At 40.1% G+C, this 24,483-nt stretch carries 20 protein-coding genes and 1 tRNA gene; 19 read left to right on the plus strand and 2 right to left on the minus strand.

The genetic code is table 11. The features are described 5' to 3' along the window. Window positions 1–19 precede the first annotated feature (19 nt). The 19 genes from DBT50_RS01770 (at window position 20) to DBT50_RS01860 (ending at window position 21,175) form a co-directional block, all read left to right on the plus strand. Window positions 20–253 (plus strand): Veg family protein, encoded by a 234-nt coding sequence (locus tag DBT50_RS01770; protein ID WP_013668576.1) that lies wholly within the window; start codon window positions 20–22, stop codon window positions 251–253. 158 nt (window positions 254–411) lie between these two features. After that, a complete protein-coding gene (gene ispE, locus DBT50_RS01775; RefSeq protein ID WP_111853071.1) occupies window positions 412–1,227 on the plus strand; it encodes a 4-(cytidine 5'-diphospho)-2-C-methyl-D-erythritol kinase in 816 nt (271 codons plus the stop codon). Window positions 1,228–1,366: 139 nt separating this feature from the next. Beyond that, entirely contained in the window at window positions 1,367–2,377 is a 1,011-nt protein-coding gene (locus DBT50_RS01780) for a metal ABC transporter substrate-binding protein (protein WP_111851875.1), read from the plus strand. Window positions 2,378–2,390: 13 nt separating this feature from the next. After that, the gene (locus DBT50_RS01785; protein WP_070558632.1) at window positions 2,391–3,101 is read left to right on the plus strand and encodes a metal ABC transporter ATP-binding protein; all 711 of its coding nucleotides are present in this window, start codon (window positions 2,391–2,393) and stop codon (window positions 3,099–3,101) included. Further along, window positions 3,044–3,844 carry a metal ABC transporter permease gene (locus tag DBT50_RS01790; protein ID WP_111851874.1) on the plus strand — a complete coding sequence of 267 codons (801 nt, stop codon included), beginning with the start codon at window positions 3,044–3,046 and terminating at the stop codon, window positions 3,842–3,844. Before DBT50_RS01785 ends, DBT50_RS01790 begins: the two co-directional genes overlap by 58 nt. A gap of 173 nt (window positions 3,845–4,017) precedes the next feature. Then, entirely contained in the window at window positions 4,018–4,830 is an 813-nt protein-coding gene (purR, locus tag DBT50_RS01795; RefSeq protein WP_111851873.1) for a pur operon repressor, read from the plus strand. Between the two features lie 140 nt (window positions 4,831–4,970). Next, the gene (locus tag DBT50_RS01800; protein ID WP_111851872.1) at window positions 4,971–6,467 is read left to right on the plus strand and encodes a lipopolysaccharide biosynthesis protein; all 1,497 of its coding nucleotides are present in this window, start codon (window positions 4,971–4,973) and stop codon (window positions 6,465–6,467) included. A gap of 4 nt (window positions 6,468–6,471) precedes the next feature. After that, complete coding sequence (locus DBT50_RS01805) at window positions 6,472–7,572, plus strand: polysialyltransferase family glycosyltransferase (RefSeq protein WP_111851871.1); 1,101 nt, start codon at window positions 6,472–6,474, stop codon at window positions 7,570–7,572. A 4-nt stretch (window positions 7,573–7,576) separates the two neighbouring features. Further along, the gene (locus DBT50_RS01810; RefSeq protein WP_181566052.1) at window positions 7,577–9,127 is read left to right on the plus strand and encodes an O-antigen ligase family protein; all 1,551 of its coding nucleotides are present in this window, start codon (window positions 7,577–7,579) and stop codon (window positions 9,125–9,127) included. 89 nt (window positions 9,128–9,216) lie between these two features. Then, window positions 9,217–10,545 (plus strand): polysaccharide deacetylase family protein, encoded by a 1,329-nt coding sequence (locus tag DBT50_RS01815; protein WP_060777784.1) that lies wholly within the window; start codon window positions 9,217–9,219, stop codon window positions 10,543–10,545. 97 nt (window positions 10,546–10,642) lie between these two features. Further along, window positions 10,643–12,400 (plus strand): ArnT family glycosyltransferase, encoded by a 1,758-nt coding sequence (locus DBT50_RS01820; RefSeq protein ID WP_111851869.1) that lies wholly within the window; start codon window positions 10,643–10,645, stop codon window positions 12,398–12,400. A gap of 99 nt (window positions 12,401–12,499) precedes the next feature. Further along, window positions 12,500–14,134 (plus strand): cytidylyltransferase domain-containing protein, encoded by a 1,635-nt coding sequence (locus tag DBT50_RS01825; protein ID WP_111851868.1) that lies wholly within the window; start codon window positions 12,500–12,502, stop codon window positions 14,132–14,134. 10 nt (window positions 14,135–14,144) lie between these two features. Next, a complete protein-coding gene (locus DBT50_RS01830; RefSeq protein WP_111851867.1) occupies window positions 14,145–15,209 on the plus strand; it encodes an N-acetylneuraminate synthase family protein in 1,065 nt (354 codons plus the stop codon). A 73-nt stretch (window positions 15,210–15,282) separates the two neighbouring features. Beyond that, window positions 15,283–17,046, plus strand: a complete 1,764-nt coding sequence (locus DBT50_RS01835; RefSeq protein ID WP_111851866.1) for a hypothetical protein — start codon at window positions 15,283–15,285, stop codon at window positions 17,044–17,046. A 116-nt stretch (window positions 17,047–17,162) separates the two neighbouring features. After that, window positions 17,163–18,119, plus strand: coding sequence for a glycosyltransferase family 2 protein (locus DBT50_RS01840; RefSeq protein ID WP_111851865.1), 957 nt, complete (start codon window positions 17,163–17,165; stop codon window positions 18,117–18,119). Window positions 18,120–18,134: 15 nt separating this feature from the next. Next, a complete protein-coding gene (locus DBT50_RS01845) occupies window positions 18,135–18,950 on the plus strand; it encodes a glycosyltransferase (RefSeq protein ID WP_111851864.1) in 816 nt (271 codons plus the stop codon). 7 nt (window positions 18,951–18,957) lie between these two features. Further along, complete coding sequence (locus DBT50_RS01850; protein WP_111851863.1) at window positions 18,958–19,917, plus strand: glycosyltransferase family 2 protein; 960 nt, start codon at window positions 18,958–18,960, stop codon at window positions 19,915–19,917. A 37-nt stretch (window positions 19,918–19,954) separates the two neighbouring features. Then, a tRNA-Arg gene (locus tag DBT50_RS01855) sits at window positions 19,955–20,027 on the plus strand. Between the two features lie 62 nt (window positions 20,028–20,089). After that, the gene (locus DBT50_RS01860) at window positions 20,090–21,175 is read left to right on the plus strand and encodes a bifunctional glycosyltransferase family 2/GtrA family protein (protein WP_111851862.1); all 1,086 of its coding nucleotides are present in this window, start codon (window positions 20,090–20,092) and stop codon (window positions 21,173–21,175) included. Window positions 21,176–21,282: 107 nt separating this feature from the next. On the opposite strand, the gene DBT50_RS01865 is transcribed toward DBT50_RS01860, so the two are convergent. After that, entirely contained in the window at window positions 21,283–22,635 is a 1,353-nt protein-coding gene (locus DBT50_RS01865) for a polysaccharide deacetylase family protein (protein ID WP_111851861.1), read from the minus strand. Window positions 22,636–22,812: 177 nt separating this feature from the next. Beyond that, on the minus strand, window positions 22,813–24,477 hold the full coding sequence (locus DBT50_RS01870; protein ID WP_181566051.1) for an ABC transporter substrate-binding protein: 1,665 nt from the start codon (window positions 24,475–24,477) through the stop codon (window positions 22,813–22,815). Between the last annotated feature and the right edge of the window lie 6 nt (window positions 24,478–24,483).

Here is a 24,483-nt window from a genome sequence, read left to right on the forward strand (position 1 = left end):
TTTATCAAGGGGTGATGGCATGCCAAGTAATTTACAAAGTATTAAGGCAGGCTTAGAGGAAAATATTGGTAAACCGATCCAAGTAACGCAACAAACAGGGAGAAAGCGGATCACTATCCGTAATGGGATCTTAAGTGATACCTTTCCAGCCGTATTTGTTGTTGAACTCGACCAAGATGAAAATCAGTTTGAGCGCGTATGCTATAGCTATACCGACTTATTAACTGAAAGCATCGAAATTGAGTTTCCCTAATATTGTGCGTAATTAGTGATTGAGAAGAGGTGTAAGCAGCATGCAAAACCATGCTACTTACACCTCTTTTCTTTATCTCTTGCCTTCTCAGTTGAGGAATCAAGTAGTCATGTTAAAATAAGAATAATTAGACCAGTAAAAGAGAGGGGTGAAGCAAAATGGCTATTCGAGAAAAAGCTTTAGCTAAGATTAATCTCGCCCAAGATATCTACTATCAAGCAGAGGATGACTGCTTTTACTTTGATATGGTCATGGCCTCAGTTGACCTAGCTGATTACCTGGCCATTGAGGAAAACGATAGTGGTGAGGTTTTTATCCGGTCTAATCAACATTTTTTGCCCCGGGACCAACGTAACCACGCCTACCAGGCCGCTGTAAAAATGAAGGATCTTGCCGGAGTAGATCGGGGCGTAACCATTTCTATCCGCAAGTATATTCCGGTTTCAGCCGGACTTGGGGGCGGATCGAGTGACGCAGCGGCGGTCATCCGCGGGCTAAATCGTCTCTGGCATTTGGATTGGTCCCTTGACCAACTCATGAATATTGCCGTAACCATTGATAGTGATGCTCCCTATTGTTTAAGAGGGGGATTGTGTCGGATGACCGGTTCGGGAAGAAATTATGAACCCTTACCGTCCTTACCTTCAAGCTGGCTGGTCCTAGCTAAACCTGCTTTTTCCATTTCCACCCCCAAAATGTTAGCAGCCTTAAAAGACCATCCCCAAAAGCTTTCCACCCATGCAGGTCCAGTAACGGAGGCCATTACGTTTAGTTATTATCCCAAGTTAAAGGCCTTAAAGGAACGGATGCAAAATTTTGGCGCCCAAGGAGTAACCATGACGGGGAGTGGGTCGACCATTATTGGCTTTACCCGCCAGCAACAACAAGCTAAACGGATTTATAATGGCCTAAAAGGCTTTTGCGAAGAGGTTTATGTGGTAAGAATGAATCAAAATCTCAGAAATATTAGTTAAGATTGCTTACTTTTATTGGGGCTCACCTGGGGCAAAAGCCCCAGGTTTTTTATTTTAAATAGGAGAGATTATCTTGCGGCTGGCGAGGATGTGTGCTATATTAAATCGTAAGAGTTACGATTTGTAAGGAGGCTTTGTCATGAAAACGATGATTAAAAAGATAGGCTTTTGCCTAAGTCTGCTGGCTTTACTGGTTAGCTTTGGTTGTAGCCAAGGCAAAGAAGCGGCAGATAATAACGGTAAGGGCAAGCTCACTGTGATGACCAGTTTTTATCCCATGCAGCTATTAACCCAAGCGGTAGTCGGTGACCAAGCTGATGTCCAGGTGATGATATCAGGAAAGCAAGAGGCCCATCACTTTGAACCCAGTGCCAAGGATATGGCCCGCTTACAAGAGGCGGATGTCTTTGTTTATAATAGCGATGATATGGAAGCTTGGGTAGAGAGTAGTTTAAATAGTATTGATACTGACCGGGTCAAGGTCGTCGAGTCCGCTGACAATATTGAACCCATTTCGGGAGCGGTAGAAACGATTGAAGGGGAGGTCCTAACGGCTGAAGATGACCACGATCACGATCATGACCATGAAGGCGACCATAACCATGAAGAAGGCGGTCTCCATGTCCATGAATATGACCCCCATACCTGGCTTAGCCCTAAAAATGCCATGATCCAGACCCAAGCCATTTGTGACGCCATGAAAGAAGTTGACCCTGATCAGGCTGAAGTTTATCAAAAGAATACCGATGCCTTCCTGGAGAAGTTGGAAGCACTTGACCATGACTATCAAACTGCCTTTTCTAATCATCCCGATCAATCCTTTGTGACCGCCCATGCCGCTTTTGGGTATTTGGCTGATGAATATAATTTAAAGCAAATTGCTCTAACGGGAGTCAGTGATGATGCGGAGCCATCACCACAAGCCATGGCAGGAGTGATTGATTATATTAAACAAAATAATCTGCCGGTGATTTATTTCCAAGAAAACACTTCTTCCAAACTCGCAGAGACTTTGGCGGCGGAAACTGGGGTTAAGGTTTCCAGTCTCAATGCTCTCGAATCAGCCAGTTCTGACCAGCCGATTTCAGGCGATACCTATATTAATTTGATGCGGGAAAACCTCGAGCATTTAAAATTAACCATTAATTAGATAGGAGGCTAGCATGCATTATATCCAAGTAGAAGACTTGCGCTTTTCTTATGATAGTGAGCCAGTTCTCAACAATATCAGCTTTACCGTTGACCCCGGTGAATTTGTGATCTTAACTGGGGAGAATGGGGCAGCCAAGTCCACCCTGTTGAAAAATATCCTGGGTTTATTACAACCAGACAAGGGAAAAGTGACGATTAGTAAAAACAATATTTATGGTAATAAATTACAAATTGGCTATGTCCCCCAGATGGTGGCTAGCTTCAATGCTGGTTTTCCTAGCACAGTTTATGAATTTGTCCTCTCAGGCCGTTACCAACAAGATCGTTGGTTTAAACGCCTGACTGATGAAGACCATGAACACGTTAAGCGGGCCCTTAACTCAGTAGGCATGTGGGAACAGGCCCAAGAAAAAGTGGGGGAATTATCCGGTGGTCAGAAGCAACGGATTGTCTTGGCCCGAGTCTTTGCCACGGATCCTGACTTATTTGTCCTGGATGAACCTACTACCGGGATGGATAAGGCCTCACGGGAAGAGTTTTACACTTTATTGAAACACAATACCCGACGCCATGGTAAAGCCATCCTCATGGTGACCCACGAGGATATCCATTTACAAGATTATTTCGATAAACACATTCATCTAACTAGAGAGGAGGGGTCACCATGGCGCTGTTTCAGTATGACTTCATGGTCCGAGCCTTCATCGCCTGTGGAGCCATAGCCTGTTTCGCTCCGGTATTGGGTTTATTGCTTATTTTAAGAAAACAGTCCCTGATGTCGGATACCCTGGCTCATGTTTCCCTGGCCGGGGTGGCTTTAGGTTTCTTATTAGGGGTGGACCCGATCTATACGACCATTTTAGTGGTGGTTATCGCGGCCATGGCTTTAGAATACCTCCGCCGAGTTTACAAAAACTATTCGGATATTTCCATTGCCATGTTAATGTCGGGTGGTATGGCCCTGGCTTTACTGTTAATGTCACGGGTCGAATCAGCCAGCAGTATCGAGGCCTACTTATTCGGGTCGATTGTCACTATTTCGCCTGTACAAGTCCGCTTATTAATTGCTTTAGCAGTCATTGTTCTCCTTGCTTATTTCGCTTTTAAGCGGGTCCTCTATGTGGAAGCCTTTGATGAGAGTATTGCCTATACTTCGGGCTTACCTACGCGCTTGATTTCCATGGTGCTTTCCATCGTGACTGGGGTAGCTATTTCCATTATGATGCCGATTGCTGGGACCTTGTTGGTGTCTTCCATCTTGATCATGCCAGCGGCCATTGCTATGCGCTTGATGAAGAGTTTTGATAGTGTGATTATTCTAGCAATTATCATCGCCTTAGCGGGTATGTTTTCGGGTCTGCTGATTTCCTATGGCTTAGACACCCCTCCAGGAGCGACGATTGCCTTTATCTTTGTCTGTCTTTTTGCCTTGGAAAGTATTGTCTTACGCTTGGTAAGAAGATAGAGAAAACGGTTTCTATGATTACTCCAATAATAAAACGCCCATTGTTAAGTCATGGGCGTTTTCCTATTATATAAAAACAATTATAGTAAAAAACAGACTTTCGACGGAAATTTCTTGAATTTGTTCTGATTTTGCTTATAATGTAATAAGCTAGCAAGTAAAGGAGTACAAGTATGAAAATGAAGCGTAGTCATCGTTTAGTCGATATGACCCATTATTTGTTGAATAACCCTTATCGAACGATTTCCTTACCCTTCTTTATTGACCGCTATCAAGCAGCCAAGTCATCCATTTCTGAAGATGTCGGCATTATTGCTGAACAATTTAAGTTATCTAATATTGGTATTGTTGAAACGATTGCTGGAGCCAGTGGTGGTGTTATTTTCCGCCCTAAAGTGGAAAAAGACAAGGCCATGGAGTATATGAATCAATTAACCGCTAAGTTGACTGATAAGCAACGCATTTTACCGGGCGGTTATTTCTATTTTTCTGACGTTTTAGGCAATCCCTATGATTTACGTCATATTGGTAACATCATCGCTTCCGCTTATTACGGACAGTCTATCGATGTGATCATGACCATGGCAACCAAGGGGATTTCCATGGCCCAAGCAGTCGCCAATTTTTTGAATGTTCCCTTTGTCATCGTTCAACGGGAAGCCCAATTAACAGAAGGGTCTACTGTTTCAGTGACCTATGTGACGGGAAATGACGAAGTGAAAAAAATGGCCTTGACCAAAAATAATCTCTCGGCCGACCAAAACATTTTAATTGTTGATGACTTTATGAATGGGGGCGGCACCATGAATGGGATGCTCAGTTTAGTTGAAGAATTTGACTGCCATACCATCGGAGCGGTGGTCTTTGGCGAAGCCGATAATCAAAAGAACTATATCGATTATCCCTATAAGTCCCTCATCAAGGTTAAAAAGACAGCTGATAATTTAGATGTAGCGGGAATTGAATTAGGGTCCTTGTTTGACTAGGGAGAATAATTAGCAATGTACTGTTAGGACAAAGCTTTCTAAAGTTTTATTTAAAACAATTAGAAAGTCTTGTCCCTTTTTTATTTTACTTCTAATATAGGGTATAATAGTGACTTGATGAAGAAAAAGGAGACGAAGTGATGTCAAAGAAGCAACCCTCTTCAGCAAAGAGTGTATTAATAAATTCTGGAATTTATTCGATCACCTCGATTTTGCAAAAAGCGATTGGATTTATTTTACTTCCTTTATATACTTTATACCTTACTCCTGAAGACTATGGGATTGTTGGTGTGGTTAATTCATTGACCCAGGTATTAACCTTATTGTTCACTTTTTCTCTAAATAGTGCAGTTCAACGTTATTTTTACCGCTATCGGGAAAATTGGCCCCAATTACAATCCTTTTACGGGACCATTATGCTCTTTATTATGGGTAATAGCCTCTTTTTAGGGGGCTTAATTATCCTATTTAAGGATATCCTGGTTGAACCCTTTGTTGATGGGATCGCCTTTTATCCTTATATTTTTATGGGGATCATTACCGTTATTGTTAACCCGATTTATAATATTTATCAGACCTTATTGCAGACTATGGAACAAGCCAAGGCCTATGCCATTAACAGCTTACTCAATTTTGCCATGATGGTGGCTTGTAATATTCTCTTTATTGTCGTTTTCCAATGGGGAGCCACTGGGCAATTATTAAGTTACTTGATCACCGGCTTTACTTTTGGTTTGTATGCTTTGATTAGTTTATATCAGCGTGGCATCATCCGTTTTAATTTCCAATGGAATTACCTGAAAGAGGCCCTTTCCTATTCGATTCCACTCCTGCCGCATTTGATGTCGACCCAAATTGCTGATTTTGTCTCACGACTATTTCTCAACAACCAGGTGTCGACTGCCAGTGCGGGTCTCTATACGACGGCCTCACAGTTTATGTTAATTATTGATACCATGCAATATAGTGTCAATTCAGCCTATGTGCCGTGGTTCTATAGCTTGATGGATTTGGGCGATCAGCACAAGAAAAAAGCCATTCAATTTGCAGATGTTTTGAGTCGGATTTATTTAATCATTAGTTTGGGAATGTCCTTATTTATTAAGGAGGTTGTCCAAATTTTTATTGCCGATGGTTATTTACTAGCTTGGACCCTGGTTCCTATTATACTGGTGGCTTATCAAATTCGCTCAGTCTACCTCTTCTACGTCAATACACTCTTCTATAATACCAAGGCGACCAGGTATATTTTCATTGCTACCCTGTCAGGGAGTTTACTGAGTGTCTTGTTAACCGCAACACTGACCCAGTACCTAGGACTCTTAACCCCAGCTATCGTGCTTTTGATCCAATGGACCGTAATCGCAATCATTATTTATGTCCTTTCTAGAAAAATTGAACCCGTGAATTTTAAAATCAAAAATATGTTGCTTTATATTGCTATATTAGTTCTGGTAAGCGGAGTGGGCTTGTTTTATGATATTGCCCACCCAACTGGACCACTGATTTGGCAAAATCTTCTCTATAAGATCGTTCTCTACCTAGTGACTACTATCGTACTCGTCTATAGAGAAATTCCTACCATAAAGGCCTTATTCACTGATTTTATTGGCAAAAAATTAAATTCAGGAGATTAGATTAATGAAACATGCAATTGTTGCTTGGACACCGCTTCATATTATCAATAGCCTTAATATCTGGAAGAATTGCTTATCTGGGGAAGAGCTGACCCTCTTTATCTATAACGAATTCGCTAACGCTGATTTATTAATTGATATAAGCAGGAAGCTAGGCCAGGGCTTAGAAGTGATTAAAATCAACCACCAGAACTTAGGCGGGAAATTGGCGAAAATTTCTCGTCTTTATTGGAATAAGAACTTGATCCCTCTAGATGATTTTGACCATATTTATTTACCGGGGGATAATTATTTTGGCCGCCTCCTCTATAGCAGCCTCGCTGCTAAAGGTCATGATTTTCACTTGCATTATTATGAAGATGGCATGGGGATTTATCTGGGCGCCAAACCCATAGAAATCAAAAATGCCAATGATGCCTTGCAAAAGAAATTGAATAAGCATTCCATTTTTCACGGCCAATGGGAAAATTGTTATACCTACCAACCAGACTTGGTTCAGTGGCATGATTTCTCAGGAAACTTGATAAAAATTCCTGTTCTTGACCAAAGTAATCTCGCCTTTCCCTTGGTCAAGGCAATTTTTTCTCAAGCCTATAATGAGGAAATAAGTCAAGTCGCCGAGGGGAGTTTAATTTATTTTGACCAGCCCTTCAAAAAAGATGGGGCACAAATCGATGAATTGACCTTGTTTAACCACTTAAAAGCAATATGTGATTCCTTAAATATTAGGATCTACGTGAAGTTACACCCTCGCTCGGAAGCAAATAAATATGGGCAGGTGAATTATTTACAAACTACCATGCCCTGGGAAATCTTTCTCTTGTTTGTAGACCATTCCGACCTGACCTTAGCAGCAATGAATTCAACTGCGGTATTCTCACCTTACTTACTCTATCAACAAAGGATGCCGATTATTATGTTGGCCGGCCTGGTTGATCATGCGATTGGGGAAAAGGTGGATGAGCCGACTAAAATGATTTTAACCAACAGCTTGTCCATGGCTAAAAATTTCAAGGAAATTTATGGACCTTTGTTACAGGTGCCTGAAAACAGCAAGCAGTTAGAAGACTTATTATATGAGATTAAAATTAAAGGAGATCAATAGCTCAATGAAAGAATATGCTAATAAAATCTTTTCAATAATTAATAATGTTCATTTATTTAAAATAATTACTTTGATTATTAATCTTATATATGCAGTTCCTAGCAGTTTTGATATCGAGAACGTTCCCATGAAGATTGTTTTTGTCTGGGGGATTTACTTATTGGCTAAGGACTTCTTGACCAGGCGAATAATGTTTAAGCAAAAGTTTTGGCCTTTTTTATTTGCCTTTTTAATCTCTTTTGCGATTTCGGTCCTCTTGAATTTAACCTATCAATTTCCCGATTCAGCGATTAACTGGTTCTATGTGGCCCAAACTTTCTTCCTGATCTATGCCTTTAACCCTAGTGAAGATTACCAAACAAGTAAAAAATGGATGGCAAGATTTAACGACATCTTTATCGGTATCGTTTGCTTTTTGGGTTTTGTTTCCCTATTGCTCTTTGCCTTTCACATTCGCTACTGGGTTTTAGATGGTACTGGGATTAATTGGATGCGGCAAGGTTTCACTGAAAATCGCCTATTTGGCCTTTACACCAGTCCTAACATGGGGTCGATTATTGGTGTGTTAAGTGTGGTAGCTAGTTTAATGAATAATATCTTGAAGCGGTCAAGTTGGAAGAGTTTCCAGCCATTCTATGTTTTTAATGCCATTATTCAATATTTATATTTTGTCCTAGCTAGTTCGCGGGGTACCACGCTAACCCTCTTAACTGCTGGCTTAGTTATCACCTGTTATGCCATTTATCGTCTCTTTGTTAGACACCAAGACAACTTTAAAAGCCTTGGCAAGGTTATCCTAGGAGCAGGGCTGGGTCTCTTTCTCTTTGTCGCTGTGGAACATCAAGCGGAAAGCATTTTAGCTTATATTCCAGCAACGACCCAAACAGCTGCCCGCTTAGTTACTGGGCAAATCAGTTGGAGTGATTTGAGACATGGTGAGAGCAAGACTGGGGGAAATAAAAGTACGGTTATCGCTCCCGTAAGTATTCAACATGATGAAGGGGACGCTGAAGTTTCAGCAGGACGTTTTACCATTTGGCAAGCCGGGATTAAGGCGGCTGCACAAAATTTCTTGTTCGGTTTAAGTGATATTGACTTATACCGCAATATTAAAGACCAAGAAGCTACCTCCCAGGTTGATATGACCAAGCTCACCACCTTAGATAGAAGCGAGATCAAACGTGCTAGAGGAAACATGCATAATACCTATATTGCAGTCTTTACTAAGGCTGGTTTTGTCGGCTTAATTATTATTGCAGCCTTTGCGCTATTCTATTTAATTTATCATGTAGGCTATCTCATGACAGCAAAGGTTGATTTCAGTGATGCCAACAATCAAATATATGCCTTGATCTTAGTCACCATTATCGCCTTGCTGGCTGAAGATATGGTGGAAAATCATATCTTGTTAGCCAACCGCGATACCATTGGCTTAATTTTTTGGACCTATGCCGGTTTCCTTAATGTCCACCGTTCCCAATTACAAGCACAAAAAAGCCAGGCAATCAATAAAGATCTAAAAAGTAAATTTATAAACATTATTTCGCCTTATTGAAGCTAAAGACTAAAAAAATTATAATAGTAATAATTTCTTTAGACTAAGCACATATCAGGATCAAACTTTAGGTGAAGAAGGGTAATATAATGAACAAAAAAGCTTTATTTATAACCAGTATTTTAACGGTTTTGCTATTAGGCTTGGCTGGAATTTTATACTATAACCACCATATTACGGTGGCCAAAGTTGAAAAAGAAGTTAATGAAATTTATTTTAATAATAAGCATGACTATATCAATCCGAATTATTCTTTGGAGGATTTAGAGAAGGTTAAATATGATAGTCGCCACATCTATGGTGACCATGCGAAGGAATTACAAGAGCTCATTGATCGGGCGATTGACAAGCGGAAGGCCATTCAATTCCTGAATGACTCTGTTCTTGATGATAAGCCGATTATTGAAGGCAACCAGGTCAACAAGGATTGGGTCATTGAAGATGGAGTTTCTGCTGAAGAGGTTGATAAGAAAAAAGATCGCTTTAATTTCGACTACTCAGACAAGTTAGTGGAAGATTTAAAAGCTAACTATGGACTTTTACAGCAGGTGGCCCAATCGAATGAGACGATTGAAAATAAAATTGATCATTTACCAGAGAAGTTTATGATTGAAAGCTTAGATAAAGACCTTGATGCTTTTAACCAGGTTGCTAAGGAAATATCCAATTATATCGACCATACCAATAAGGAAGGTCAAGCTGACCTCTTTAAAAAGCGCTTAATGGACTACGCTTTATCAGTAAAAGAACAGACGGCTAACCAGGATGGCTATAGCAAGTCCCTAGAAAAATTACTTAAGCAGGATGAATTAGCCAGTGTGCTGACAGGGTCGCCAGTGGATTATCGGCCTTTAGTGGCTATTACCTTCGATGATGGTCCTGATGATAATGTCGAAAATGCCATGGATATCTGTGAACAATACGGCATCAAGGCAACCTTCTTCTTACAAGGAAATAATACCGAAAAGAAACCAGAATTAGCCCGCGAGATCGTTAAACGTGGCCACCATGTGGCAAACCACTCTTATGATCACCCTGATTTTGCTAAATTAACAGATAAGCAAATTTTAGACCAAATTAATCGTACCCAAGATATCATTAAACAAGCAACGGGAGTAACGCCGACATTATTTAGAACGCCTTATGGCCAAGATCGAGCGCGGACGACTCAATTAGTTGCCCCCTTAAAACCTTGTTATTGGAATACCACGTCCAGAGACTGGCAATTAACGGACCCCGATGATATCTATGATATGATCATGAAAAATATGCAACACCATTCTGTTATTTTACAGCATTCTAGGTATACGGCGACAACCGATGCCTTGAAGAAAGTGATTCCGGAACTGAAGAAGCGGGGCTATGTGTTTGTCTTTCCTGAGCAAATCCCTGACATCAAAACTTGGAATCATAACTAAAGAAAGATAACTTAATCGGAATGTCTGCTTATTTTAATTGGGAAATAAGCAGACATTTTTATATTTACCATAGCGTTTGGATTAGAAAGGGATTCCTATGTTCAATCTATTTTTATTTATCTTGTCGACCTATGGCTATGTCTCCTGCTTAGAGAAGCGCTTAGCCGTTTCGCCTTATCTGTCTTGGATCTTAGTAATTGCTGGTCAAAGTTTGACGATTTTTGCTTTTGCCTTGTTGAACTTATTGCAACCGACCATGTATCTTATTTATTACTTAGGTTTTATCCTATTAGCTGTTTATCTATTTCAGCAAAGTCGCTCTAGCCAGGAAAGTTTCCTTGACCTTTTCAAAAGAAAATTTTCCTGGATTAGCTTTATTTTCTTGTTAACCTTTTTAATTCGGGTGATTTTTATGAAGGAGATGCCTCTTATTTTTTGGGATAACTTTTCCCATTGGGGGCTGATTGTTAAATTCTTCTTCAATGAACAGCGCTTAGCGACTGATCTAGACAAGATTATCTACTATCGGTCATACCCACCGGCAGTTTCTCTATACATCAATTATGTGGTTAATTTCCTGGGTTATAGCGAAGGCCATATGATTATCGGCAATTTTATGGTCAATTTAGCTGCCCTCTATGCTTTTTTTACCCCCTTTAATGTCAAGAAAAATAAAATCACCGGCTTTTTGGTCCTCTTTTTAATCGCAGTCTTTTATTTAATGGATGACCACGTTAAAATGTATAATTTGCTAGTGGATAACTTGCTGGCTTATCTGACCTTGGCTGGCTTTGCTGGTTTATACCACTATCGGGAGAATAGAAAGATTAGTTCGCTAATTGTTATTCTCCTTGCCGGCTTCTTAGGCCTGGTTAAGGGGAGCGGGATTTTCTTTGCTGTCTTAGTTATTGCTGTTTATTGCTATTATTTGACCAAGTACGACAAGGATAAAGCGCCATTTTCTCTAAAAAAATATTTACCTGTTTTACTGAGTCTACTTCCCTTTGCTATGTGGAAACTCTATGTAAGGTTAATGTATGATACCTCACAATTTCGCCATAGTGTTCACTTTGATTGGAGCCAACTACATCTTAAGGCCAAAATTGTGGCTAAATTTATCCTTCAAAGTTTGGATCCCTGGACGCCTTCAACTTGGGGACTGGTTTTGATAGTAGTCTTAGTTTTAGTGATGCTTTTAGTGACCATCAGAGAGAAGAATTTGCAGAAGCGGCTAATGACTTTTTCTGGAATTCTTTTTGCCGTGTTGTTTGTTTACTATTTGAGTACCATGGCCATGTACTTGACCGCTATGCCAATGGATGAAGCAATTAAACTGGCTCAATTCGATCGTTATACCCTGACAGGGGTATTTGTGGGACTAGGAAGTATTAGTCTAGTGGCGATTAAATATTTTGAGAGTCGAGTCGAGGACAAGAGCGATCATTCACTTTATGGCAAGAAGCTCATCTATAGCGGACTTATTGGCATTTACTTTATCAGTCTGGCCTATGATTTAGTCGATGCCGCTATTGAAAAGAGAAACTTCATCAGTGAGTCTATTCCCTATGAATATCAAAAAATGGGCATTGATAACCATAAATTAAACAATAAAAAGGTCTTAGTATTGGCCAGTGGTAAGTGGAATACCGATAATGCTGGCAATTTGTACCTCTACACCCCCAATACTCATCTCTATAAGGGCAATCCAGACGTGGTTAAAAATTATGACCAGATCCTGATTTTAGATAATAAGGAAGCGACCCAGACCTGGGTCAAGGAATTGACTGGCCAACAATTAGCTCCGGGTTTCTACGACGTGAAGGATGTTGTCAATGAAAAACTTATTCAAAAATAGGTCTAAAATATTATTAAGACCATGTTGACAAGTGATTGCTGACTTATTGATATGCTATAATTAATCCTATAAAGATCCATTATATAAAGGAGTCAAGTGATGAATATATTAGCTGTTATACCAGCACGTGGAGGCTCTAAGGGAATTCCACGCAAGAACGTGAGAATACTTAATGGGCATCCGTTAATCGCTTATGCCATTATGAATGCTCAAAATAGCCAATATCAGATGGATGTCTGTGTCTCAACGGATGATGAAGAAATCGCCCGCGTCGCAGAAACTTACCAAGCTGAAGTGGTATGGCGAGGAGAAAATTTATCAAGTGATGCAGTCACCTTAGATCCAGTAATTTATGATGCTTATCAGAAGATGGAGTCTAAGAAGGGGGTCCATTATGACCTGATTATTACCCTGCAAGCGACTTCACCGCTCTTACAAACCCAAACCCTGGACCAAGCCATTGGCAAAATGATCAATGATCCAGCTATCGACACCTTGATCAGTGTGGTTAACCACCCGCATTTATCTTGGACAGAGGATGATTCAGGCAAGATTATTCCTAATTACAAGGAGCGACTCAATCGCCAATATTTACCAGCTAACTATTCTGAAACTGGCGCTTTCCTGATTACCCGTGACCATGCCATAGAAGAAAATTCAAGGATAGGCCAACACTTAGCTGTTTTTCAGGTTCCCGAATCGGAGTCGACCGATATCGATACGGCTCAGGATTGGTGGGTGGTTGAAAATGAAATGAATAAGAAAAATATTCTTATTCGTGTAGAGGGTTATGCCGAAATTGGTTTAGGACATGTCTACCGTGGCTTAGCCCTAGCTTACGGCTTGATCCATCATAAGGTCCACTTTGTGACTAGTCAGCAATCGAATCTGGCCCAGGAAAAATTAAAGGCCAGTCATTTTCCCTACACAGTAATCAATTCTGAAAAGGAAATTCTTGATCTGATTGACGAATATGATGCTGACATTTTAATTAATGATATTTTAGATACGTCTATTGATTATATGCAAATGCTCAAAAAGCGCGACCTGCGTATCATCAATTTTGAAGATATTGGCCCAGGAGCTGACCTCGCTGATGCGGTGATTAACGATCTATACGCTCCTCAGAAAAAGGGTAGCCAATATTATTGGGGAAGCCCCTATTACATCATTCGGGATGAATTCTTAATTAATTCTCCTAGTGATTTTCATGAAGAAGTGAAGAATATTTTTGTTATTTTTGGTGGGGTGGATCCTAATAACCTAACCCAAAAAGTATTGGAGGCTATTCCCTTTGTCGAAAATGCCAAAGACATTCAATTTACCATTGTTGTTGGCCCTGGCTATCCTTACTTTGAACAAGTGAAGGACCAGGCAGAAAGTATGCCATACGCTATTGATGTGATTCAAAATGTCAAAGTCATGTCTGATTATATGAATAAATCGGATATCGCGGTTTCTTCCCAAGGACGGACCATGTTAGAGTTAGCATCTATGGGAGTACCAACGATTCTCTTGGCTCAAAATGAGCGGGAATTGACCCATGAATTTGGCTATTTATCCAATGGCTTTATGAACCTAGGTTTAGGTCAGGCCATTGACAGCCAATCCATTGGGCGAACTTTGAATTGGTTGATTGAGACACCACAAATTCGTCAACAAATGCACCAACAAATGTTAGCCAATGATTTACGTCATGGTTTAGATCGTGTATTAAAAATTATTTTAGAGTAAGGAGATTAAAATGGGGATTCATGAAGTATTAAAAGAACAGGGTTACTATGTGATCGGAGAAATCGGAGTCAATTACTATGATATTGCCAAAGAAAACGGCACGACTCCAATGGAAGCAGCTAAGTTAATGATTGATAAGGCAAAAGAGTCGGGTATGGATGCGGTCAAGTTTCAAACCTATAAGGCCGAAACCATTGCCTCAAAATTCTCACCTTCCTATTGGGATACCAGTGAAGAAGCGACCACCTCACAATATGAGCTTTTTAAAAAATTCGATTCTTTTGGATATGATGAATATAAGGAATTAGCTGACTACTGTAAACAAGTAGGTATTGAATTCTTCTCAACGGCTTTTGACTTTGAGTCAGCGGATTACCTATATGACCTGATGGATATTTATAAAATTTCTTCATCAGATTTATCCAACCTGCCTTTTATTAAATACCAAGCAGAAAAAGGAAAAACTATCCTCTTATCAACCGGGGCTTCAAGTATGGATGAAATTCACCAAGCTGTTGAAACCATTGAATCCACTGGCAATAAGGATATTGTCATTATGCACTGTGTCTTAGAGTACCCAACCCCCTTTGAAGACGCTAACTTAAACGTTATTTCCAGTCTGATTAAGGAATTTCCTGACTATGTGATCGGCTACTCTGACCATACCCGTCCGGATCCACAAATGGATGTCGTCAAAACGGCTGTGGCCTTAGGGGCTAAAGTTATCGAGAAACACTATACTTTAGATAAGACCTTGCCAGGTAATGACCATTACCATGCCATGGACCCTGACGACATGAAAGTCTTGAAAGAAGGCCTCGAATTCCAAATGAAGGTAAGAGGGCAAGCGGTTGCTGACTTAGAGGCTCAAGCAGCGGCTCGGAAAAACGCACGACGTTCTATCGTTCTTACCCAAGATGTCAAAGCAGGAACAATCTTAACTGAAGACATGCTAACCTTTAAACGTCCTGGTACGGGAATTGCTCCTGGAAAGGTGAAGGAAGTTATTGGTAGAAAGGTTAACCAAGATCTTGCCGAAGACACGACTTTAATGGAAGATATGTTAGAAAAATAGTATAGATGTTGATTAATAACCTAGGGTTTATGCTAAGGCATGACTTTAGGTTTTTTGTTAATAGAGGAAAAGTATGATTCAATTAATTTTATTTACACTATCAACTTTTGGTTATGTTACTGGCGCCATTCGATTTTTAAAGCTTAATAAATATTTTTCCTGGATTTTGGTCATGATCTCCCAAAGTCTTTTCTTATATTTAGCGGCCTTGGCGAACTTATTGCTGCCTACTCTGTGGGCGACTTATTTATTAGGCTTTTTCTTGCTCATTTTGATAAGCATTGATTATTGGAAAAATTCTCGTGGGAAGGGAAATTTTTTATGGCTGTTTTTTTCGTGGGTCAGACAAGAGATCGCCTTTCCTGAAATTATTGTCTTAGTGGCGATTTTAGGTTGGTTTCTTGTTATGAAGGGGATGCCCCTGATTCATTTTGATAATTATTCACATTGGGGCTTAGTGGTCAAATACTTGTTTACGGAGCTCCATTTACCGACAGATATTGACCAGCTGATTTATTATCGGTCTTATCCACCAGCTACTTCCCTTTACATCAGTTATTTTATTTATTTCTGTGGCTATAGCCAAGCCAAGATGATCATGGGTTTCTTTCTCTTTAATATGGCTTGTCTGTATTCTTTTTTTGGCATTCTGACCAAACCTGCCGAGCGCTTAAATGCGGCCTTAATTGCTTTATTGTGGGGAATATTTTTTATCTTAGACAATTCAGTCAAGATGAATAATTTATTAGTCGACAATCTCTTGGCCTATTTAACCTTAGCGGCTGGTATTTATGCTTTTCGCTATCGAAAGCAGCTAGGCTATTTAATCACCGGGACGCTATTGTTTACTAGCATGATCAACCTGACTAAGGATAGCGGTTTATTCTTCAGTTTGCTTATTGTTTTATATGTGACTTACTTAATCATTAAGAATCAGAATTTAATCAGAAAAGATAAGCTCAAGGCTTTTGCTATCCTACTTCCTGGAGCCTTTTTATCGAAGTTAACCTGGTCTCTCTATGTAAAATTTAATTATGACCTATCGGGCTTTAAACATAGTAGCCATTTTAACCAAGAGAGCCTTGAATTAGTCAAGCAAATTGGAAAAAGCTATTTAATCAAGCTATTAGATCCATTAATTCCAGCAACTACTGGGATTATATTAGCCTTTACTCTCTTACTGATTCTTAGCTTATCTTGTCTTTTGACTAAAAAACACCTCCTTACCATGAAAAACCTGTGTTTAGCCATGGGTCTTACTTATATCATTTATTTCCTGGGAGTCTTTTTTATGTACGTTAGCTCCATGCCCAAAGATGAAGCCCTACGCTTCGCTCAATTTGACCGTTATGCCATGACCATCGCTTATGTCTTACTCGGAACAGTTTTTTTAGTAGGGGTATACTATTTTGATAAGGCTTTTCAAAGGGGAGCGAGTGACTCTCATTTCATCAATATAGTGACCTTATTCTTAATGGTGATCTACCTGGCAGGACTGGGTTCTGATTGGTTAATTGCTGAACACGAGACCATTGCCTTTAAAGATCGCTCGATCCCTTACCAATACGAAAAACTTGGCTTAGAGCAGATGAGCTTAAACGATTCACGGATCCTTGTTTTTACCTCGGGAGGCTGGAAAACAGATTTTGCCGGTCGTTATTATTTATATACGCCAAACACCAAGATTTATAACGGAGACCCAGCCATGCTGAAAGATTATGATCAAGTATTGGTTCTTGATGAACTCCCGCAAACTAAAAAGTGGGAGAAAGAACTGACTAAGAAAGAATGGCCTGTTGGTCTGTATCCAGTTGATCGTTTCCTTAATGGCAATTAACTTTTAAAGTTATTGTAAGAATCAGTCAAATTCCTATAAAATCAGCTTTTCTCTTGATCAGATATGATATAATTCATCTGTTACTAAAGCGTCAGGAAATGGAGTAATAGAAAATTATGTTATTAAGTGTAATTATTCCAGCTTATAATGTCGAAAGTACCTTGCAACGTGCGGTCGATAGTGTCTTAAGACAAAGGATGAAGGATTTTGAAGTGATTATTGTGGATGATGGTTCCACTGATGGAACAGGGCCACTTTGTGACGCTATCGAATCCCAAGATCAAAGGATCAGAGTCATACACCAAGCCAACGGGGGCTTATCGGCAGCCCGAAATACAGGCATTAGTCAAGCCCAGGGGGATTATTTGGCCTTTCTTGATTCTGATGATGAATATGTTAATGATATTTTTTCCTTATTTTATCGGGCCTATCAAGAATACCAAATGGACTTGTTCATATTTAATTTTGAACGGGTTTCTGGTGACCAAGTTACCCCTAAGAATGCCATCCGTCAGCAAATATTTAAGAGCCAAGAAGCGGTTAGGGTCCTCCACCAATATAATGGTTTAGATTTCTATGCTTGGAATAAGATCTGGCACCATTCCCTCTTTGATGAGATGAAATACCCTCTTGATACCCTTTATGAAGACATGTATGTGAGTTATCTGGGGGCTAAGCAAGCCAACTGTGTGATTACCACAGATAAGGTTGGCTTAAGATATTATGACAATCCTCTAGGGATCACTGCCCAAACCTTTTCTCCGGGACAGTTTGATAATGTCACTGAAAGGGTAAAGATCTTGAATGATGTACTCATTCATTTCCCTGAATTAGCTAATGGAGCGGCTAGACGTCTATTTGATAGCTTCTTAATCACAGCTTACCAATTGACTCAGTGTGAAGATCAGGAAATCAAGGCAGACTATCATGATCGTTTACTTGAGATTGTTAAGGAATACCAACCTTACTTTAAAGATAATGAAGAAATATCCTGGCAAAAACGTTTGGCCTGGTCACTGTATCAGTTATCGCCAAAACTCTACCGCCATTTATATCGGATGTATTTAAGTTAAGGGAGGAAGAAAGCAGTGAATTTTACAGTGCTGATGTCTTTATATCATAAGGAAAACCCGACTTATTTACGGCAATGCTTGGATAGCCTGGTCAAGCAAAGCCTGCCAGCTGAAGAAATATTAATTATTAAGGATGGCCCCCTAACTGAGGAACTCGACGCTATTCTCGACGACTTTCAAAAGCAATATCCCAAGCAAACCACCATTCAAGCTTATCCTAAGAATCGGGGCCTTGGTTTAGCCCTACAAGACGGGGTGCAATTGGCTCGTAATGAATGGATTGCTCGGATGGATACCGATGATATTTGCCGGGCGGATCGTTTCGAAAAACAAATCAATTATCTTAAAGAACATCCCGAAGTCGAGTTATTGGGTAGCGATGTCTTTGAATTTGACCAATCACCAAAGGAACCAACTGCCAGAAAAGTCGTGCCCCATAGCTACCAAGATATCCTGGGGTATGCTAAGCGGCGTAATCCCTTCAACCATATGACAGTGATCTATAAAAAATCAGCTATCCTAAAAGCAGGCAATTATCAGCCGTTAAAAGGTTATGAAGATTATTATTTATGGGTAAGAATGTTAAAAAATGGGGTTAAGGCTGCCAATTTAGCCGATACCCTAGTTTATGCGCGTGCAGACCAGAATATGTTTAAAAGACGGGGCGGCTGGGACTATTTTGTCGATGGCAGTAAGGCCTACCAAAAAATCTACCAGGTTGGCCTGGCCAGTCCGCTTGATTGGCTAATCCGTATGGGCGGGCAGGCAGTCTTTAATTTAGTCCCTAATTCCCTACGCCAAAACCTCTACAAGAAAATACTAAGAAAGTAGGTTTCTGATGTTAATCTCGGTCATTATTCCGGTTTATAAAGTCGAAAAAACACTAGAGAGAGCGGTAAACAGTGTCTTAGATCAAAGCTACCCGCATTTGGAAATTATTCTGGTGGATGATGGTTCTCCTGACAAGAGTGGGGATATTGCTGACCAGTTAGCTAAAAAAGACCCCCGTATCCAGGTGATCCACCAAGCTAATAAAGGCTTATCGGGAGCAAGAAACACCGGTATCTCAGTAGCTAGCGGAGACTATCTGGCATTTTTGGATAGTGATGATTGCTATGAGCTTGACCTATTTGAACACTTTATGGCTAGTTATCAGGAAGAACGCCCCGATTTATTTATTTTTAATGTCAAACGCATTGGAGTAAAATCCCAAACGGTAAAAGAGTCAAAAGAGATGCTTTTGACCTCTAGCCAAGCAGGGATCGAAGCCATGCTAGATTATTCCGGGATCGATTTTTATGCTTGGAATAAGGTATACGCGCGACAGCTTTTCCGTGATGTCCGTTTTCCTGAAGGTAAATTATATGAAGATACAGCGGTATCCTATGCGACCATGAAAAGGGCGACCAGGATCATGACGACTTCTTATGTAGGAATTAATTATTATGAGAACGAGGAAAGTATTGTGGCTCAGTCATTTAATCCCAAGCAAATGGATAATGTGACGGAAAGGGCGCGCATGTTAGATGACGTTCAGGGCAACTTTCCAGACCTTACTGCTAAGGCAGGAGCGCGCCTATTTGATGGCCTCCTATCTACAGCCTATAAAATGGCTCAAGTCAGTCCCTTCAAGCAAGTAGGGAGTTCTTATCAGGACCTATTGGAAATTGTCAATCATTACCGCCCTTATTTCGAGGGAAATGAGAAAATTGACTGGAAAAAGCGCTTAGCTTGGCAATTATTCCGCCTAAATCCCAAACTTTATGCTAGAATGTATCAGTGGTACTTAGGAAAGTAATTTTCTAAGTAGCCGCTCGATATGATTGATTCAATTTGCCCTCGTAGCTCAGTGGATAGAGCAATCGTTTCCTAAACGATGTGTCGGAAGTTCGATTCTTCTCGGGGGTGTTTTATTATAGGCAAAAAGGTCGTTGTTATCTGCTATAGGTAGTTAATAAGGAGATTAGAACGTGTCAACCAGTGATATTACAATTATTATTCCTGCTTTAGAACCTAATGAGAAGTTAATAGCACTCTTAGAGTCCATTCGCAGACAAGATTCAGATAATTTTACAATTATTATCGTTAATGATGGCTCTTCTGCTGACTATGATTCCTATTTTAAGCAAGCGCATGAAGATTTTGGTGCCATTGTCTTAAAACATGAGGAAAACTATGGCAAAGGGCGTGCGCTGAGAACGGCTTTTGACTATATTCTTCACCATCTGCCTGACTGCCAAGGAGTCATTACTATTGATTCAGATGGACAGCATACCTATGCCGATATGATGAAATGTATTGGAGCTTTTCAGCAAGACCCCAGTGCCTTAGTTTTAGGCGTTAGAGATTTTCAAAATGAAGTGCCTTGGAAGAGTCAATTTGGTAACCGCTTAACTCGCTATATTTTAAAAATGGTTACCGGTATTTCCTTAACCGACACCCAAACGGGGTTAAGGGTGATTCCTAAAACTTATTTGGCCAGACTTTTGGAGATTTCAGGCGACCGCTTTGAATATGAATTAAAGATGATCATTGATGCCGCTAAGCAAAAATTTCCAATTAAAGAAGTGGCTATTGAGACCATCTATCATGATGATAATAAGGGGAGTCATTTTAACCCGATCAAGGATTCCATTGCTATTTACAGCGTCTTTTTAGAATACATGGCTAATCAGACCTATTTTTGGAAATACATCCTGTCTTCGGTCTCGTCCTTTGTAGTAGATATTCTTTTATTTCATTTCTTTTCTGTACTCTTGCCGCACGCTGCAAGTACTCTGACCATTTACTTAGCAACAATCATTGCCCGGACCATTTCATCGGTCTTTAACTACACCTTGAATCGTTTTCTCGTTTTCAAGCAAGAATCCAAACAAAGCTTTATCAAATATGTCAGCTTGGTCATCGTGCAGATGTTCTTATCCGGAGGTTTAGTGTCTCTAATAAGCACCATTATGCAATCTCAAGCCACTACCTTTATTAAGGTATTTGTCGATTCCATGCTCTTCTTGTTGAGCTACTTCATTCAAAAACATTTCATTTTTAAGAGTAAATAGGATAAAGTGCGACAAGCGCAAGAAGAGGGAGCTGCCTCAGAAAAGTGCTGGCATACAAGCTTATAAAAAAATAACCGCGACCAGGTCTTCTTCTGGTCGCGGTTATTTTAGTTGTTAATCCAATTCTTAACTTCTGGAATTTGATCAGCAAAGACAAAGGTATAGCCCTGTTTTTTAAGTTCAGGGATATATTTTTTCATGGCTTCGGCAGTTGCTTTGATGGTGTCGTGATGGAGGATAACGGCATGGTTGTGGGCTTGACTTAAGACACGTTGGGTGATTTGCTTAGTATCCATGGACTTCCAGTCTTCAGAATCGATATCCCAATAGATACCGGTTAAGTCTGGCCTTAAGCGAGCAATGCGCTTTCTTTGAGCGCCGTGGGGGTTACGGATATATTTAGGGCTGAAGCCGGTGGCTTCTTTAATGGCAGCTTCACCTTGGCTAATTTCGTCAACAACCTCTTTATCTCTTAAATTAGAGAAGTAAGGGTGGTCATAGGTATGGTTGCCAAGTTTATGACCTTCAGCTAAAATTCGTTGACTCACTTGAGGGTACTCTTTAACATGGTTGCCTTGTTGGAAGAACATGGCTTTAATTCCATATTGATCGAGAATATCTAGGATAGCTCCAGTGTTTTCGGAAGGGCCATCATCAAAGGTTAGGGCGATCAACTTACGGTGGTCAATCGAACTACCGGTAAGGTATTGGCCCAGCAAGGGTTGGTTTAATAGTTGATTTAAGACATCGTCTTTGAGAGGGGGATTGGCTTGAATCAGGCTCTTGGCGTAGATTTTTGTTTTATTAGTGATTGCTTGGAGGCTATTCTTGAGACGAGGTTGACCTTCGATATTTATCGCAGTATCCTCGAGGATTTGACTAATTTCGTTAAATTTATTTAAGTTAGCGTTAATTTGATCAGCTTGAAAACTGGTGGGCAGGTCGTTAAGAATTGATTGGAGTTTATCATCTAATTGGACAATTTCTAAGGCGTTTTTATAATGAATTTTTAATTCATCGGATAGGGCATCACCCACTGAGAAATCAAAAAGGGGAGCTAGCTTTTTGAGGTCAGCCAAGCTAACGCTATTATTTAGAATATCACGAGGATTCACTTTATCGCCAACCACAAAAGCCTCTGAATCATCATGTTGGTAGATTTGGTCAACGGCTTGGATAGCTGCTTGCTTTTGTTCGACGAGGGCAATTTCTTTAAGAGCTTTTTCTTTCTTCTCGGGCGCTAATTTATTGGCATTATCTTTGGCCGCCTGGATCATATCCTCGTCAATATCAGGGGTTAAATAGGCATGATCGTCATCAATAAAGAGAGCATCCATGGTGATAGTACTTTGGGCTTGGTGCTTTTTATTGATTAGGTGGTGACGATATGAAAATAGGCCTAAGGTTAATAAAATAATGCTAAGTAAAGCAAGGATAAGAACTTTTGATTTAGCTTTCATGATAATCCGTTCCTTTTTAATTAATGCTTTATATTATAACCATATGCCGTTAAAAAATATGAAAAAATTATGAAAAATAAGGCAAAAAATATTAAAGAAACTTAAGTAAATGAAAGAAAAACCAAAAAGGCGAAATTAGATTTCATGACTAATTTCGCCTTTAATTCAGAAAGAACATTAGTTATTAGCTTTTTTCTTATCCGCTTTGATTGGAATGGTTTGGGAGCTCTTCTCATAAGCCATATTTTTAAAGTCAAAGAGAAAACCTTTGTCTGAGTAAGGCGCTTGGTCGATGACTTCTTCTCTTGAGAGATAGCTGTAATCGCCTTTAAGAATAGGGCTTGCGATCTGATGTTTTTGGATCAATTGGTCAGCTTGACTTCTGTCTTCATCAGATAATCTGCCACTAGCGCTCTGCTTCATTAACTCTTGGAAAGCTTCCAGATCATTTTCCCAGGCTTTTTGGTAGTTTGGAGCCGTATAAGGGAGGTATAACTCATTATTGGAATAATTATCGTAGGCTTGTTGTTGACTGAGATAAAGGTCAAAATCTCCTTTTTGGAACCGCTCCATCAAAACTTTTTCCGACAAGGGGAAGATATTAATAACCAGGTGAGGGATTTTGCTTTCCCATTGCTTTTGTAATTCCTTGGCGATTTTTTGCGAGAGGGCGTTGTCATCGGTAATCAAGTCCAGTTCAATGGCCTCAAATTGATAATCCTCTAAGAGCGCCTGCATACTTTTTTCATTGTCAAGAGCAGTTTTTTCTTGGACTTGACCCTCGCTTTGGGGATCTAAGGAGTAGCTGCTTTGTAAACTAGGTAGAGTTTCAGTTAGGGCCTGTCGGTCGATGTTTTGAGCGAGGAGATCTCTTAGGCGCTGGTCATTAAGAATATTCTTCTTTCCGGCTTGATTAATATGGTAGAGGAGATTTTGGTTAAAAGGCCGTTTTAATGCGGTCCAATCCTCTTCTGGTGTACGACTAATCAAAATATCGGTTAAGCGTTGCTGGTAGGATTTTTTAGCTGTCTCAGTATTTTTGACATATTGGACACTGAGTTTTTCAGTGGGATAGTCTGTCCAAGCATGGTATTCTTCATTACGGTCATAGGTCCAAGTATCCCAACCGCTCTCCCAGCCACTTAAGTTATAAGGGCCATTGCTCAAAGTATTGATTGATTTTTGCCCGTAGAGGTCATAGGTAATTTGACCGATAAAGTTTTTCGGTAGGGGGAAGAGGGCTGGAAAGGCTAGGGCTTGTTTGAGGCTCTTATCATCCATGTCAGGATCTTTTAAGGTAATTTTTAGCCGGTGGTCATCTAAGGCTTGGGCATGGAGTTGATCGACACCTACTTCGCCACTTGATACGGCGGAGGCATTATCGACTAAGTCTAATAACTTATAGGCATAAAAATTATTGTGCTTAGGATTAAGCAATTCTTGCCAAGCATAAACGAAATCGCTGGCTGTTACCGGATCATTATTGCTCCACTGAGCCTCTGGCTTGAGATGAATGATGACGTTCTTATCATTACGCTCAATCTCACCATTACTTACCCCTGGACTGATAGAACCATCTTTTTCTAAGCGGAAGAGACCTTCGCCAACCATATTCATGGCACTAAGTTCATAAGCCGTTTGCAGCTTATTGGGGTTTAGGGATTTTAATTTATGAGTAGTCGTAAGTCCCAAGGCTTCACGGGGATGTTGGGCCTGTGGTTCCACTTTTTCCTCGGCCTTTGTCTCTGGCTTTTTAGGATCAGTGAAGCGGATTTGATCACAACCGCCCACAAGAACCAGTGAGCCTCCTAGAAGGAGTAAGGGAATGATTTTCTTTTGCATAATATA

It is taken from the genome of Aerococcus tenax (assembly GCF_003286645.3).
GTDB lineage: Bacteria > Bacillota > Bacilli > Lactobacillales > Aerococcaceae > Aerococcus > Aerococcus tenax.

Coding starts and splice junctions, on each gene's coding strand:
- DBT50_RS01770 (WP_013668576.1), top strand. CDS start 20: ATGCCAAGTAATTTACAAAGTATTAAGGCAGGCTTAGAGGAAAATATT.
- ispE (WP_111853071.1), top strand. CDS start 412: ATGGCTATTCGAGAAAAAGCTTTAGCTAAGATTAATCTCGCCCAAGAT.
- DBT50_RS01780 (WP_111851875.1), top strand. CDS start 1,367: ATGAAAACGATGATTAAAAAGATAGGCTTTTGCCTAAGTCTGCTGGCT.
- DBT50_RS01785 (WP_070558632.1), top strand. CDS start 2,391: ATGCATTATATCCAAGTAGAAGACTTGCGCTTTTCTTATGATAGTGAG.
- DBT50_RS01790 (WP_111851874.1), top strand. CDS start 3,044: ATGGCGCTGTTTCAGTATGACTTCATGGTCCGAGCCTTCATCGCCTGT.
- purR (WP_111851873.1), top strand. CDS start 4,018: ATGAAAATGAAGCGTAGTCATCGTTTAGTCGATATGACCCATTATTTG.
- DBT50_RS01800 (WP_111851872.1), top strand. CDS start 4,971: ATGTCAAAGAAGCAACCCTCTTCAGCAAAGAGTGTATTAATAAATTCT.
- DBT50_RS01805 (WP_111851871.1), top strand. CDS start 6,472: ATGAAACATGCAATTGTTGCTTGGACACCGCTTCATATTATCAATAGC.
- DBT50_RS01810 (WP_181566052.1), top strand. CDS start 7,577: ATGAAAGAATATGCTAATAAAATCTTTTCAATAATTAATAATGTTCAT.
- DBT50_RS01815 (WP_060777784.1), top strand. CDS start 9,217: ATGAACAAAAAAGCTTTATTTATAACCAGTATTTTAACGGTTTTGCTA.
- DBT50_RS01820 (WP_111851869.1), top strand. CDS start 10,643: ATGTTCAATCTATTTTTATTTATCTTGTCGACCTATGGCTATGTCTCC.
- DBT50_RS01825 (WP_111851868.1), top strand. CDS start 12,500: ATGAATATATTAGCTGTTATACCAGCACGTGGAGGCTCTAAGGGAATT.
- DBT50_RS01830 (WP_111851867.1), top strand. CDS start 14,145: ATGGGGATTCATGAAGTATTAAAAGAACAGGGTTACTATGTGATCGGA.
- DBT50_RS01835 (WP_111851866.1), top strand. CDS start 15,283: ATGATTCAATTAATTTTATTTACACTATCAACTTTTGGTTATGTTACT.
- DBT50_RS01840 (WP_111851865.1), top strand. CDS start 17,163: ATGTTATTAAGTGTAATTATTCCAGCTTATAATGTCGAAAGTACCTTG.
- DBT50_RS01850 (WP_111851863.1), top strand. CDS start 18,958: ATGTTAATCTCGGTCATTATTCCGGTTTATAAAGTCGAAAAAACACTA.
- DBT50_RS01865 (WP_111851861.1), bottom strand. CDS start 22,635: ATGAAAGCTAAATCAAAAGTTCTTATCCTTGCTTTACTTAGCATTATT.
- DBT50_RS01870 (WP_181566051.1), bottom strand. CDS start 24,477: ATGCAAAAGAAAATCATTCCCTTACTCCTTCTAGGAGGCTCACTGGTT.